General features: G+C 44.0%; 16 protein-coding genes and 1 pseudogene. 3 read left to right on the forward strand and 14 right to left on the reverse strand.

The window, feature by feature from the left end; genetic code table 11:
• Positions 1-8: 8 nt before the first annotated feature.
• Together AC58UW_RS14290 and AC58UW_RS14295 are read right to left on the reverse strand one after the other, a co-directional pair.
• On the reverse strand, positions 9-683 hold the full coding sequence (locus AC58UW_RS14290) for a hypothetical protein (RefSeq protein ID WP_497421310.1): 675 nt from the start codon (positions 681-683) through the stop codon (positions 9-11).
• 248 nt (positions 684-931) lie between these two features.
• A complete protein-coding gene (locus AC58UW_RS14295; protein ID WP_497421311.1) occupies positions 932-2,089 on the reverse strand; it encodes a glycosyltransferase in 1,158 nt (385 codons plus the stop codon).
• A gap of 672 nt (positions 2,090-2,761) precedes the next feature.
• Between AC58UW_RS14295 and AC58UW_RS14300 the strand changes: the two genes are divergently transcribed.
• Positions 2,762-2,968, forward strand: coding sequence for a helix-turn-helix transcriptional regulator (locus AC58UW_RS14300; RefSeq protein WP_497421312.1), 207 nt, complete (start codon positions 2,762-2,764; stop codon positions 2,966-2,968).
• On the forward strand, positions 2,965-3,396 hold the full coding sequence (locus tag AC58UW_RS14305; protein WP_497421313.1) for a hypothetical protein: 432 nt from the start codon (positions 2,965-2,967) through the stop codon (positions 3,394-3,396). Before AC58UW_RS14300 ends, AC58UW_RS14305 begins: the two co-directional genes overlap by 4 nt.
• Before the next feature lie 159 nt (positions 3,397-3,555).
• Here AC58UW_RS14305 and AC58UW_RS14310 read toward each other — a convergent pair whose 3' ends face one another.
• The 11 genes and pseudogenes from AC58UW_RS14310 to AC58UW_RS14360 form a co-directional block, all read right to left on the reverse strand.
• Positions 3,556-3,813, reverse strand: coding sequence for a hypothetical protein (locus AC58UW_RS14310; RefSeq protein ID WP_497421314.1), 258 nt, complete (start codon positions 3,811-3,813; stop codon positions 3,556-3,558).
• Positions 3,814-3,974: 161 nt separating this feature from the next.
• A complete protein-coding gene (locus AC58UW_RS14315) occupies positions 3,975-5,141 on the reverse strand; it encodes a Gfo/Idh/MocA family protein (RefSeq protein WP_497421315.1) in 1,167 nt (388 codons plus the stop codon).
• A gap of 2 nt (positions 5,142-5,143) precedes the next feature.
• A complete protein-coding gene (locus tag AC58UW_RS14320; RefSeq protein WP_497421316.1) occupies positions 5,144-6,325 on the reverse strand; it encodes a glucose 1-dehydrogenase in 1,182 nt (393 codons plus the stop codon).
• A 38-nt stretch (positions 6,326-6,363) separates the two neighbouring features.
• Positions 6,364-7,353 (reverse strand): Gfo/Idh/MocA family protein, encoded by a 990-nt coding sequence (locus tag AC58UW_RS14325; RefSeq protein WP_497421317.1) that lies wholly within the window; start codon positions 7,351-7,353, stop codon positions 6,364-6,366.
• Between the two features lie 39 nt (positions 7,354-7,392).
• Positions 7,393-8,187 (reverse strand): sugar phosphate isomerase/epimerase family protein, encoded by a 795-nt coding sequence (locus AC58UW_RS14330; RefSeq protein ID WP_497421318.1) that lies wholly within the window; start codon positions 8,185-8,187, stop codon positions 7,393-7,395.
• Positions 8,188-8,793: 606 nt separating this feature from the next.
• Entirely contained in the window at positions 8,794-9,312 is a 519-nt protein-coding gene (locus tag AC58UW_RS14335; RefSeq protein WP_497421521.1) for an ArsI/CadI family heavy metal resistance metalloenzyme, read from the reverse strand.
• A 98-nt stretch (positions 9,313-9,410) separates the two neighbouring features.
• Positions 9,411-9,485, reverse strand: a pseudogene (locus tag AC58UW_RS14340) (arsenate reductase/protein-tyrosine-phosphatase family protein); the annotation flags it as partial.
• A 15-nt stretch (positions 9,486-9,500) separates the two neighbouring features.
• Positions 9,501-10,139: an MIP/aquaporin family protein gene (locus AC58UW_RS14345; RefSeq protein ID WP_497421319.1), complete on the reverse strand. Its 639-nt coding sequence runs from the start codon at positions 10,137-10,139 to the stop codon at positions 9,501-9,503.
• A gap of 50 nt (positions 10,140-10,189) precedes the next feature.
• Entirely contained in the window at positions 10,190-10,537 is a 348-nt protein-coding gene (locus AC58UW_RS14350; protein WP_497421320.1) for an ArsR/SmtB family transcription factor, read from the reverse strand.
• A 21-nt stretch (positions 10,538-10,558) separates the two neighbouring features.
• Positions 10,559-10,762: a hypothetical protein gene (locus tag AC58UW_RS14355; RefSeq protein WP_497421321.1), complete on the reverse strand. Its 204-nt coding sequence runs from the start codon at positions 10,760-10,762 to the stop codon at positions 10,559-10,561.
• A 340-nt stretch (positions 10,763-11,102) separates the two neighbouring features.
• Positions 11,103-12,026 carry a DMT family transporter gene (locus AC58UW_RS14360; protein WP_497421322.1) on the reverse strand — a complete coding sequence of 308 codons (924 nt, stop codon included), beginning with the start codon at positions 12,024-12,026 and terminating at the stop codon, positions 11,103-11,105.
• 105 nt (positions 12,027-12,131) lie between these two features.
• Between AC58UW_RS14360 and AC58UW_RS14365 the strand changes: the two genes are divergently transcribed.
• Positions 12,132-13,595 (forward strand): aminotransferase-like domain-containing protein, encoded by a 1,464-nt coding sequence (locus AC58UW_RS14365; protein WP_497421323.1) that lies wholly within the window; start codon positions 12,132-12,134, stop codon positions 13,593-13,595.
• Positions 13,596-13,660: 65 nt separating this feature from the next.
• Here the strand turns inward: AC58UW_RS14365 and AC58UW_RS14370 are convergent, their stop codons facing one another.
• Positions 13,661-14,125 (reverse strand): nuclear transport factor 2 family protein, encoded by a 465-nt coding sequence (locus tag AC58UW_RS14370; protein ID WP_497421324.1) that lies wholly within the window; start codon positions 14,123-14,125, stop codon positions 13,661-13,663.
• Between the last annotated feature and the right edge of the window lie 204 nt (positions 14,126-14,329).

Below are 14,329 nucleotides of genomic sequence, written 5' to 3' on the forward strand. Positions count from 1 at the left end.
AACGAACGTTAGCCTCCAAGCAGATCGTTATATAGCTCGACGATGTATTGAAGACCTGCAGGATTATCCGGGCCGTTTGCTGCATAATTTGTCACTGCGTAGGAAACGACGAAATAGTAAGTTGTAAGCAGAGGAATACTGACGGGAAGCGTAGGCACATAAGGTTGGGAAAATTTAGAGATATTTTGCCAACCAAATGGCGGAGTCGCTGCCTGTCCAGCATCGCTTAAACTGCCGTCCGGTGCACCACTAATGGGAGGTGTAATTGAAGTCTGAAGCGTGAGTCCAACGAGCGGAATGTTCAGATATTCTTCAAGAAATAAAGTATGGGCATTATCGCTGAACGTATCTGCTATAGCCAAACGCGTAAGACCTACAGGAAGAACCAGCCCCGTGTACTGAAAGACTTGGGCAAAATAGAAGGTTTCCGTTGTTGGTCCGGGAGACGCATCATTCCATACATAGCTGGGATCGGGTTCTGGTTCTACGCCATAATACTGCAGGTTTGGCCAAAAGCTTCCTAGCTGTCCAATATTTGTAACCACATTTCTGGTTGGTGAAGAAGTTCCTAAGATGGCTCCATTAATCGCATCTGACCTGCCAGTAGTCGAGTACCAGGTCGCACTGACCGGACCCGAAGCCGTAGTACTACTTTCGAGTGTTGCTATTTTCGTAATCGGCATATCAATTACCAACTCCTTATTTTTATTTAAATCACATTTTATCTGTGATTATAGTTATATATTATTCACCATAATAGTAGATGATTGGATGAATGCTACCAGACACTCGTATATTATTCTTAAAATTATTACTAGAAATTTGCAACGGAAAATAGAAAAGATGGCTCCTATTGTCCAAAATAGGAACCATCTTGCAATGCATTCTACATCAATTTTTCAAAGTGTCCTAAAAGTGTCCTAAAAGTGTCCTATTTGAATACAGACATCTTCTCAAGCAATTCCCCATAGACATTCAACGTGGTTGAGGCGGTAGCCGCAATAGGATAATGGCTTTCTATATATTTGCGGCCTACCCATCCCCACTCTTCCCGGGTTTGAGGAGATAGATTCAGTACCTCGTTCAAATGCTCATGCAGCATCTCCGGCGTTAACGAGCTCCTGGACCCGTGATCTCCAAACCAGAGATTCCAAGCGGACTTATAATTTTCCGGTCGTACGATGCCAAAATAACCTTGCGTGCCGACCGCAATGACTGGCGTTTTACAAGCCATCGCCTCAACTGCCACCCGGCCTGTACCGACCACGCAATCGCTGCTGGAATAAAACGCGCACATGTTCAAGGAATCCCCCAACAAATGAATGAAATCTTTATTGGCAGCATCGTTGTTCTGTTCGACCAAAGCTTCGATTTTGCCTGTTTCGCTCCCTGTCCCCACAATCATGAGATGAAGATCAGGAAACTTACTTTCCCTCAATTGTTGGCATGCTTCCATAATATTCAAGCAAATATCAGCCTTTTCCCATGCAAGACGCCCTACATAAAGCACGAGCGGCGCATCTTGCGGTATGCCGTATCTGGCTCTGAAATCAGCTTTGAGCGATGGACGGTTTGCGTACTCCATAGTATCGATGCCATTCGGAATTAAAATGGGTGCGGTGTAATGATTTTTAACGAATTGTTGAACGGAGGGAGTTACCGTAATGACAGCTGAAGCCAGCTTAAAGACTGGTAATAAAGAGTTGCCGTAGTAGTGGCCGTGAACCGTATAGATAAGAGGCACTTTCACTTGCGCTGCCGCTTCACCTGCAATGATTCCGGAAGGAACCTGATGACCGTGGACAACCGTTATATTCTCATTTAATATAATTCTTTTTACCTGCTCGACAATTTCATTCCTCTGCCTATCGTTCGGTTCATAGGAATCGGTGACGAAATCAACCTCATAAACCGGACAGCCTAATGCCAAAAACGTCTCCAACATGCGGCCTTTCTTGCCGGCTACTACGGCATGGATTCCTTTTTTCACCAGTTCCCGGACAAGAGATAAACAATGGGTTTCCGTCCCTCCGATATTAAATTGATCCAGAACCATGAGTATCCGGACTCCGTCCGTTTCATTTTGCATATCCCGAAACTCCTGAAAACCCTTATCATATACTGGGTGTGAGGGATAGTTAAAATGGAATTCTTGTTTTTTATTGTCCCTCGGGACCAAAGGTCCCTTAATAATAACATTAACCCGCTTTCGCCTGATTGATTTCTTTTTATCCTGTTTCGATTTCGCCAACCTTTTCAAAGCCACTTCGACCATCTCCTCATCCAGATTTCACGTAAGATGTGCGTTGGTTGACTCCATCGCTAATAATTGAGCGTAACGCACCGCTTCGTGTTACCCTATACATAATGCTATGTTTGAGGGAGCGTTTAGGTAAGGTATATTCGTTTATATCTCATAAAGGTTTGTGAAGAAGCTCTAAAGCAAGCATCAAATGAAATATGTCAATCGCCAGATCATGCGTAATTATTACATTCGTCCTACCTTGTACATTCAATCCTTTGAAAATATCCAAAATCTCCACACTCTTCTTCGAATCCCGCGATCCCCGTCGCCTCATGCTTAACAAATTCAACAATGCCCGCATTTAGCACTTCCGCAAATGCTTCTTTATTCCAATCCTGTAAGGAGTTACAGTCCTCAATGTTAGCGAAACTAATGGAAAGTAGGCTTGACATTGATAGCGGTACACGATATGCTCTCCTTATGGAAAGCTAGCTTTCCATAAGGAGAGTGAACGCATTGAACAACCGTTTAGAAGAAATCCGCAAGCAACACGGTGTTAAGCAAGAAGAATTAGCAACGGCTCTTGAAGTATCAAGGCAAACTATCGGTTCGTTGGAAAATGGACGTTATAATCCATCAATCCTTCTTGCATTCAAGATTGCACGTTTTTTCGGTATGAGTATCGAAGAAATCTTTATTTATGAGGAGGATGAACATGTATGAATAAAACTATTTCGTCTTATTTTCTTACCCTTATAGGCGTAGCACTACTAGCAGGTGGTCTGTACTTCATCAAAACAATTGAAGATCCACAAGGTATACTTCGAGCGTTGCCATATATCTGTGTTGGGCTTGGCTGTAGTATTTTCGGTCACGGTATGGGAGAAGTAATTGTCCGACACGCTATGAAGAATAATCCTGTCGCCGCAAAGCAGCTAGAGATTGAAACGAAAGATGAGCGTAATTTGGCAATCGCTAATCTAGCAAAAGCGAAAGCATATGACATGATGATTTTTGTGTTTGGAGCCTTATTTATAGCAATTGCCTTGATGGCTATAGATTTATTAGTGTTATTGCTATTGGTTTTTACCTATCTGTTTATCGTTGGATATTGCACTTATTACCGCTTCAAGTACTATAAAGAGATGTGATAAACTACCGGGAAAACCCCCTCAGAATTTAGATCTGTACATTGGAATGTCAGGCGAGGATCTTTCGTAAAAACTCAGGTTCTCCGGTGTCTGCATTTCAATAAAACAAAAAAAGAGCTGCCGTCAGGCATGCTCTTCCTGTCTTGCTAAGGTGGATCATCACAGATTTATGGTGGTATGGGCTGGTGCGTGTACGGCAATACCGATCACGACAATTCTGCTTCCCTTTTTATACTTTTGAATCACTTTTGGAACCTTGTTTCCTTTTGAGTTGATAATACTTATCGTAAGTGATGCGTTGTTTTTCGTAGCCACATAAATGGCGCGATTTGCCTTGAAAATTCTCTTCCAGTGTTTATCAAAATAATAAACTTCATCTTTTAAATCGGATAAAGTATAGTTTCGATCGAGAGTCAAATTTGCCACCTCCTTATTCTACTTTATGAAGGGGCTATTGGCTATGATTGGGCGATCCTTTGTTAAGAAGTTCTACATCGAAGAGCTTGCCGAAATAGCGAATATGAGTGTATCTTCATTACATGATGCCATACGGACATTCAATTCTGCTTTATAGCAGATTAATTCACTTCTGCAATAGATACCCAACGCCTTGTCTGAGCGGATTTCTGTACAGCTTCGAGCACAATTTGATTTTTTAGACCGTCTTCAAAATTGGGAGTAGGATTTCTATTGTTCGCGATGCCATTCATTAGCTCCGTGAACAGATTTATAAACGTATGCTCATAGCCGATAATATGGGCAGGCGGCCAGTAAGCTCCCGCATACGGATGAATCTCTTCCTGGCAGTTAATGTAGCGAAAGCCCTGCATGCCAGACTCGTCTTCGGCAGAATAATATTGCAGCGTATTCATCTGCTCCATATCCCAACGGATCGAACCCTTCTCGCCATTGATCTCAAAGCGGTTCCCGTTGCGGTTCCCGCCAGCAAACCGCGTTGCTTCAAATACGCCTACAGCGCCATTCTCAAAGCGAGCCATGAAGATGGATGCATCGTCCACATCAACCTCTCCAAGCTCTCCTCCCTTGACGTTAGCACTTAAGCCGCCACTCATTTCTCCGATCGGCCGCTCCTTAATGAAGGTTTCCATCATGCCATTCACTTCCTTGAACTCCCCTACCAAAAAGCGGGCAAGGTCAAGTGAATGGGCGGCGAGATCTCCATGCGAACCAGAACCGCAAACCTCTTTTTTTAACCGCCAAACCAAAGGGAACTTGGGGTCCATAATCCAGTCCTGCAGGTAATTCGCTCTAATGTGATGTATTTTTCCTAGTCTTCCTTCATCGATCAACTTCTTCGCGAACTGAACGGCCGGAACAAAACGGTAATTATGGCAGATCATATGAATGACGCCCGCTTTATTCACTGCCTCCAGCATTCTTTTCGCTTCCTCCACACTCATGGCGAGCGGTTTCTCGCACAGAATATGCTTACCGGCTTGTGCAGCAGCAATCGCAATTTCAGCATGCGCATTATTCGGGGCGCCGATATCGATTAAATCAATATCGTCTCGCTCGATCAGTTTGCGCCAATCGGTTTCGTACGATGCCCAGCCTAGCTTCTGCGCTGCTGACTTCACGCCTGCCTCGTCGCGCCCGCAAATCGCCTGCATCACCGGAACTCCGTCAGTATCAAAGTAAAATGGGACATCCCTGTAGGCGTGAGAATGGGCCTTGCCCATGAATTTATAGCCGATCATACCAATACGGATTTGCTTTTTTTCCATCGTCATACATCCTCCTCGGATAGTCTGTTATGAAGATGATTCATAGTAAGCTCATTCAGTAATGAAGTCCATTGAATAGGGGGAATCAGATCAACAACTGCTTTAATTTTAATATTGGCAAAATCGATATTCGGCACGTCTTCAATGGACATCCGGTTTGTTTGGAGCATCCCGAGCATGCCTTGATATTGTTTATCAATGTTACGAAGGCGATGGATGGCACTTTCAAAATCATGATGCGACGCGTTAACGGATCCGATGACACATTTATTTTTAATAACCATTTCCCGATACGTATGATCACTAGGCAGGTCTAAGCGGCCGTTGCCCGTGGTAACTCCAAGAAGCGCTAGGATCCCGTTATTGTTGAGCAAGGGAATTGCTTCATACCCAAGAGGGGCATGCCCACTACATTCCCAAATCATATCGAAACTTTTGCCCAATAGCTTCAAGTATTCCGTCAATCCTGAAATAAATGTTCCCTCGGTGGAGGATTCAGCTTGCTGGTAATGCCCTCCGATGCTGCGGATGATACCCGCATTCATACTCTCGGAGTCCGATTTGGACCATACATACGTATCAAGTCCAAGAGTTCTGCATGTCAAAGCCGCCAAAATGCCCAACGGACCAGAGCCTGTAATTAAGACCGTTCGAGGTTCCCAAATCATGCGCTTTTGAATCATCATCGTCTGATTCCATACCTTCTCTACAATGCTTTGCGGTTCTACCAAAACTCCATAAGATATGCAATCCTTGGGAACTCTAACGACGTATTTAGCATTTTCTACAACATACTCACATAGAAAGCCATCAGCCCTAGCAATTCCACGCTCTGTATAATTGCCGGTTTGACAAAAGTCTTGCCGTTCGTTACGGCAATTAGCGCATTCTTCTTCGCCGCATGGTCTTCTTACCAATGCCGTTACAAGATCTCCCGGGGAAAATCCAGATTCCACGCCTGATTCCGCGACAATACCTAGCAGTTCGTGCCCAATAACCATTTCCGACTTACCGTTTGGGTATCTGGCAAAATTGTCAATGATGATTTCCCGGTCAGTTCCATCGATTCCAACGCAGAGCACACGTATGACTACGTCCTCCGGGCCAGTCACAACAGGCATGAGGACATCCTCCATTGCTACACTCACACGGGACCCTTCATTTCTAATTGTAATCGTTTTCAAAACCATCACTCCTTAACTAAAACGCTCGGAAGTTTTGATTATAGATGGATAACTTGACCACCATTAGCCGCGCTCTTCCAGGCTGCTTCCGTTAAACGCGCAATTTTTAATCCGCAGCTAGACGGCGCAGCAGCTTCATTCACTCTTCCAAGAATGAGATCAATAAAATCACGGTTGGGATCACTGGACTCCGGGAGATCTTCCAATACTTCAACAACTTCTCTTTGACCTTCCTTAGCAACGAATATGTTATTATTGCGGAACAATACAGTTCCCTTCTCGCAGTGAATAGACACGTCCTCATGCCAACCTATACTGGCGCTTCCCACAACATTGAAAGTCGCAAGTGCACCTTCTCTGAATCGAACGGTGACGGCTGAGTCAATATCAACTTGTGTTCCACGGTTGTCAATGAAAGCAGTCACACTTTCCGGTTCAAGAGCGGTAACCCAAAGCACAACGTCAAGGAGATGGCTTCCGGAATCATTCAACTGCCCGCCGCAGGATAATGCAGGGTTTTGCCTCCACGTACCTGTTGTACCTTTTAACCAACTTTGTGCCTGATAAGCACAAATGTAATTGATCTTTCCAAGCTCCCCGCTTTGTATCAAGTCGTGCATATAGATATACGGACCCATCAGGTGACGCTGGTAAGCAACGGCTAGATGCTTGTTGACAATTGCTGCATGGGCAATAATAGATTCCGCGTTTTCGGAGCCATCGACAAAGGGCTTTTCCATCAGTACATGCAATCCGCCGTCCAAGCATGCTATCCCTTGTTCATAGTGCATGCTATGAGGCGAAACAATAATGGCAGCATCGGCATTTGCCTGTGAGATAGCCTCCCGGTAGTCCGAATACACCGCTACACTCCTCAACTCGGGAAATCTTTCCTTCACTTGTTCAACTGCTGCAACGGAAGGATCTGCCAACGCTACAATTTCTGATTCCGGTAATTGAAGCAATCTTCGAATGTGCTCTCTTCCCATACCACCTACGCCAATCATTAAGAAACGAACTTTTTCCATGTAACATCCCTCCGCTAAAGTTTAGTAAAAGGTCTACAATCAACCTTTAATTTGATAAGTATTGGTTATCGATTCCAATCCGAGCTTAGCAACACCCAATGGGCTCTTCGTACCCCAATCTTCAACGAACAATTCCAACGACAAATAGCCTCTATATCCGATATCGTATAGCGTGTGTGCAAGTTGTTGCGAAGGCGCACAGCCTGCGGCAGGAAGCACTCTATCCCGGTCTGATATCACATCTCTTGCCGGCATTTCGGGATAATCGTTCACATGCACAATGCCAATCCGCTCCCCGTTCACGTAGGTAAGGCTTTCTATACGGCTTCCGCCCGTATACATATGAAACGGATCCAGCAAAATTTGGGCATCAGGCACGCCACTTTCCATCGCCACATACAAGGCTTCGCTTAAACGGGATAATTTCGGAGACCTGCCCCAAAATTCTAAATACGACTTGATCCCATTGCGTCGGGCTAATTCCGCAAGCTTGGAAAAACTTTCCGCCATGCTTTCAAGGGAAACACGTTGCACGTTTCCGAAGGGGGGAGCGGCTATTGCAACGCATCCTAGTTCCGCTAACATCGCCATTTCCTTCTCCGCTTGCACGAACGCCAATTTTCTTACCTCTTCATTTTCATCCGACCATGCAAAAAAAGAGATCGCATTAACAAGCGTTATACCTGTGTCCGAGATGTACCTCTTCAATTGTTTGATCGAGCCTCCGTTTGCTAAATAAGCATTCAGATCTCTCACCCACAGTTCCACACCTTCATAGCCGGATTCGGCAGCAATTTGAACCTGATCTTTGACCTCTAAATTGAAAGGAAACAAGGTTGACGCATTAAGCGCCGTTTTAAATGGAAATATCGTAACTTTTCCCCTCCTGTTATGAAAAAGCTGTTTGTAATTTATTAAAGCTTGTCCAACACCATTACTATACTCAACGAGACAATTTTCGGTGTATAGTACAAGGTATTATAAATACTGTTCCAGAAGACCCCTTATTTTGAAAAATAATTGGGCAGTTATTGAATTATTAATGGATGTACTAAAAAGAAGGAGAGCAAGCCATCCACCCTCCCCCCATCCTCATATTTTAACCATACCCCCATTGTATCCGTTTTCATTTCATTCTCGAAAGAAGGTGATTTTTGTTTTTAGTGTGTTATTTTTGTATGTTTAGATTCCTATGTCACTGTGGGAGTTACAATAAATCTTATCATTGGGAGAGTGGTACAATATGAGTTCCCTCAAAGCAAAATTGATTTTGCTTCTTGCCCGTTATTTAACTGTTGATAAGGATGCTGTTTTACCTGACGGTACCACCAAATTTTCAAAATAAGATAATCCAAGTTCTTTATAAGATGCGTTTATTTTATCAAAATACGGCTGCCTAGTTTGCCCAGGCAGCCGCTGTATTAGCGTGCAAAGTAAAGTTTAGCAACAAGTTCGTGTATCACTACTGTTTTTCTTTAATGAACCTAATTCAATTGTAGTCGGTCCGGGCGTACAGCACGCCTCTGCTGAGGTTGTTTTAACTGGAGCACAGCAAAGTGATATATCGCTTGATTCTCCTGCGCTTTCAAATTCCGAGTCCTCTTTCGTATGAAAAATTTCCCATGCATTTCCGTCAGGATCATAAACCCAGACTTTATCTTGAACTGCATAGCAGCAAGTTGTATTCATTTCGTCAATCAACAGGAGTCCCGACTGGCGGAGCCTCTCTCCTATCGCCAACACTTCTTTGGTGTCATTTACCTGAAATCCCAGATGGTTGAGAACCCCCTTTTTCTCAAATGGGCGTACGTTTAATGAAAAGTGTAATGCTGGATCTTCAAGCTCGAACTTGGCATAATTGTCTTTGACTTTGGCCGGTGCAGTGCCAAAAAAAGCTTGGTAAAAATCAATGGATTTCTGGAGATTGCTACAGTTTAATGCCACATGCATTCTTTTAATCATTTTTATTCCCCCTCTTTCACAAATCGCTCTATGCGGTTAAAAATCGAATCTCGAACTTCTCGGAATTTGGCCATGATTTCTAATTCAGTCCCTCCTTTTAGAAACCCGTCTGCCATTTGGCTTCTGCAGGAGTTTCCTGTACAAAGAAAATACACCAGTTTCTTTTCCATTTTTATCTACTCTCCTTATTCATGTAATAGTTTATATGTCAGTGAAGCAGTTATAGCTCCAAGGACGGTTGCCACTAAATACAACCATAAATGTTGCGTTACGCCGGAAATGATAGCCGCTCCCAACGACCGTGCCGGGTTCATGGAGGCTCCGCTTATCGGACCTGCAAACATCGCCATGAGTCCAACTGTGCCTCCGATTGCCATACCACCGAAGCTTTTGATTGCTTTAACGTGTACGGCCGATCCTAAAATCACCATCATAAGGACAAACGTTAAAATGAATTCAAAAACAAATGATTGCCCCTCTGTTGAATTCGGGAGTGTGGCACCTAGATTCGCGATATTTCCAAATAACAAATAAAGCGTGTAACTCGCGGCAGTAGCTGCGGCAAACTGTATGACGATATAATAAAGGCTATTTCTTGCCGTCATATCGCCTCGCACCATAAAACCGATTGTAACCGCGGGATTAAAATGAGCACCGGATATATGCCCAAACGTATAGATGAGAGCCATGACGACAAGCCCAAAAGTCAAGGCACCCCCGACGTGCGTAATGCTTTTGGTGATGTCGTCAATAACCATTGAGCCTGGGCCAGCAAAGACCAAAAAATAGGTGCCAGTAAATTCTGCAAGCAACTTCTTTTTCATGAGTACCCCTCCATTAAATCAAATAATTTTGATTTAATGATTAAAAAAATTTAGCAACAATTTTTGCCATCATTCCGGGCAGGCTTAAAAATGCAGCATAACTGCTCGGAGAGGATCCGACTAACTTCTGTTTGATTAATCTCGTAGTAACTCCAGGTGCCGCGCGTTTCCTTCATAATCATGCCCGCATCCAATAGAATCTTCAAATGATACGAAAGCTTGGACTGAGGCATATCGACGATCTCTGTAAGATCGCATACACAGGTGTTCCCACGCTGAGTGAGTTCATACATGATTTGTAGTCGCTTTTCGTCAGCAAGTGCTTTAAATTTGGATTCGTATTCTTTTAAGGATACTTTTGGTTCATTGGCTGGTGTGATTGGTATTTCTTTAAACATTGTTTTCACCTTCTTAGGATGTTAGCAGCAATTGCAGCAAGCTGCTTGAGTTTGAACATGTGCTTGAGTATTAGCTACAGTTTTCAGCAAAGAAATCATCGCTTTGAATATTTGAAGCTGATTCCTTTCCATGCTACCCTCTTGCCATGCAATGCCGGCAGCCTTTTCGATTTCTGCTTTGCGTTGAAACATCTGGCATTCCATCGAGTATAAGTCTATATTCATAGTAATCCCTCCTTGATTATAAATCAATTTTTTTTGATTTAATGAACTCCCCTAAATTTACCACCAATAAAACTCGAAGTCAATCACTTAATCAAAAAAAATTGATTAATTTAAAATGATCTGCGTGTTTTCCAAACGTCCAGCAACGGGCAATGGCAGGCGCAACGAAAAAAGCAACCATTGAAATACTGGTTGCCTTATTAGTTATGAAATCCTTGTTATTAAAACTTTCGAGCTAATTCACGAGCTTGCTGAATGGCTTTCTCTTTAATAGCAGGTGCTTGATCCGGCGTAAACAAAAATTGAAAGTCTCCCATTGGAAGAAAAGCTGATGAACTGCTTATCTATCACTCTTGATCATATCAATCTGCAAGCGTTTGGAGTTCCTCCGTAACCCCCAATTCAAAAACACCACGCTGGAAATGACACTACCCGCCCCTATTTCCATCGCAAAGGTGAGTTCTTCGTTCATGAACAGCACTCCTACATACATCGCGATCACCGGTGAAACAAACGTAAATGTGGTAGGAAAGACGGTGTTCGTGACACGAAGTAACCAATAAAAAATGGAGTAGCCTACTACGGAACCAAAAACGATCAAGTACGCTAGAGCCCCGTAAGCTGCTGGGGAATACTCACTTGGCGCCACATGCTCAAAACAGAGAGAGAGCAACAGTAAAAACAAACCACCTATTACCATCTGCAAACCATTACTGGTCATGGAAGGTACAGAGTGTGTATGCTTTTGAAACCGAGTCAGTGCAAGCGCATATATAAACTTCACGCACAAAACCAATGCGATCCCCACATAAGCTAGTTTCTGTTCTCCATTTGACGTCTCATGGCTAGTACCTGTTGCGACTAAGTACGCGCCTAAAAAGCCAAGTGCAATTCCGATTATAAGATGTATGCTTCTTTTTTTTTGACCTGTCCACATTGCCAGCAACGTTGTAAAAATCGGGCTTGTACCTGCCAGTATCGCTACTGTTCCAGAGGTCAAATACTGTTCTGCCCAATACACAGCCCCAAACTGAATCCCTGTCAATCCCAACCCTCCGAGGGCGATCTCTTTCACTTGTTGCCTGGTCAGTTGCTTGAGTGATTTAGCTCCCCCAAGCAAGAACAAAATAATGACCCCTGCGAGGAGAAAACGAGCGCCCGCAAAGAAAAAAGGAGGCATTCCTCCTTCTATTCCAATCTTGATCGACAGAAAAGTCGTCCCGAAAATCAAACACATAGCCAAGTACGCGATCATCATCTTCATTTGCTCCCATCCTGTAGGTCTTAGATTCACCACTATCAAAACACAGACTTGCTAGAACAGTAAACGACATGTTATAACAGTTGGCATGAAGGAGTGAGGATGGAGATGAATATTTCGTTAGATCGTAAATCACGTGTTCCACTGGCCGAACAAATTCAATTGGCCTTGGCAGAGCGCATCCGTTCAGGCTTGTATCAAGAAGGCGATCCTCTTCCATCCGTGCGAGAATTAAGCCGCGACATTGGGGTTAGTTTGATGACTGCGGTCCTTGCTTACGGGAAGTTAGAAGCAACTGGATATGCACAGCGACATCACGGCAAAGGCACGTTCGTCCGAATTCCCAGTTCGGAAAAAAACGAGATTTTAGAGGAAATCAGCCCAAAGCCTTCGTATGATTGGCAGCTGGCGATTCCCGACTATTTAGGAAGGTCGATGTTCCGGCATGTAGGGGCTGTTAATCGCAAAGATGCGAAATACCCCTTACACAGGATCAAACTAAATACGGAGGAACTCTTACCCATTCAACACTTTCAACGGGCACTTCAACATGCTTCATCCGATCGATCGTCGATTGGTGATTATGCACCTGCCGCAGGAGACGAAGCGTTGCGTGCCAAGCTTGCTTCTGTTTTCCAGCACAAGAGTTCTGCGCTCACAGCATCGGAGCTGTTGATTACAACGGGAACCCAACAAGCCATTGATCTCGTCGCACGAACGTTTCTTGGACCTGGGGATCTTGTCGCAGTTGAATCTCCTACATATCCAGGTGCTTTGGATGCTTTTCGATCGCGTGGTGCCACCCTGATTCCCATTCCTACAGACCATACAGGCATGAGACTCGATATTCTTCAGCAGTTGTGCGACATTCATCCTCCGAAAATGATTTACACACTGCCCACAGGCCAAAACCCGACAGGTAGCGTCATGTCGATTCAAAAACGTATGACTTTGCTGGAAATCGCCCAGAGCTATAACACCCTGATTGTGGAAGATGATCCTTGGGAGGAACTTTACTTCGAGGATCTGCCACCGCGCTCCCTTTTTAGCTTGGATCGAACCGGACATGTGATCTATATGAAGGGATTTAGCAAATCAATCGCACCGGGACTCCGTTTATCCGTAATCGCGGCAAGAGGTTCTGTGTACCAACGCTTACTCCATGCAAAAGCAGTGACCGATTTATCTACCCCTTTATATAACCAGCGCATTTTGCTACACCTGTTGGAACAGAACATGAATGAACATTTCTACAAGGTCCGTGGCCAATTAAAAAAGAGACGTGACGAGATTCATCAACTTTTGAAGCGTTACGCCCCCTCCGGTTGGACCTGGATGCCCCCGGCTGCCGGTCCCTTTTTTTGGCTGTCATCGACAGTTGGCGTTAACACGGACGCGTTGTTTGTCGAGGCCGAACGCCAAGGCGTTTTATACTTACCAGGCTCTTTCTTCTATTCAGGAAATCCCGAGAGAAACCGTCTGCGAATCGGCTTTGCAACCCTGCCAGAAGCGCAAATTCATGAGGCAATTCTGACGCTTTGCCAGATTTTGCATAATGTCGATCCGGATTGAAAAGAAGCCTCTCACTCAATTCATAGAGTCTGAGAGGCTTCATATATTTGTTGGATATCCCTTTTCTATACAGCTTTGTGTTGCGAAATGGAGTCGTGCACCTTTTTAGCCCACTCTACGCGTGAAGCATCCGCACTGTTGAAATCGGGATCTTCGTAGATGTTCAAACGATTAATGAGATAGCCATCAAACTCGAAGACGTTACAAAAGCGACCATGGGAATACACGTTATCGGGGAAGGCACCTCCTGAATGTGTTACACCTTTTACCTGGCCCTCAATGACCACGAAATCGCCGCTTGGCATGATATTAAAGTTTTCAATGTCGTGTTCAATCTCAAGGATCTCGGAAGCGAAACCTTGGGCAAGCAATCCAATTTCATCCTTGCCCTGCGCCATCCCTAATTTCGGAAAATAAAGCACGGCCTCCTCTTTGAAAAGAGATACTAAGCTTGGGTCTCCGTTGTCGACGTAACGGAAATAGTTAATTGCCGATTCAATGCGGCGTTGTTGTAGTTCGCTCTTGTTCATATTGAATCCTCACTTTCGAAATAAGAATAATTTAAATAACATAACATGCTATTTTATCAAACTTAGCTATATATTCTCTAAGACAATTCCAATAAAGGAAATTTGCTGTATTTGCCCTAACGGTAATCTTACACCAGTTACATTGGTTGGTTTAATGTAAGTGGCTCTTTTAGTTGTATTTTACCTCCCTCTCATTTATACGAT

The sequence above is a fragment of the Paenibacillus sp. J22R160 genome (genome assembly GCF_059692135.1).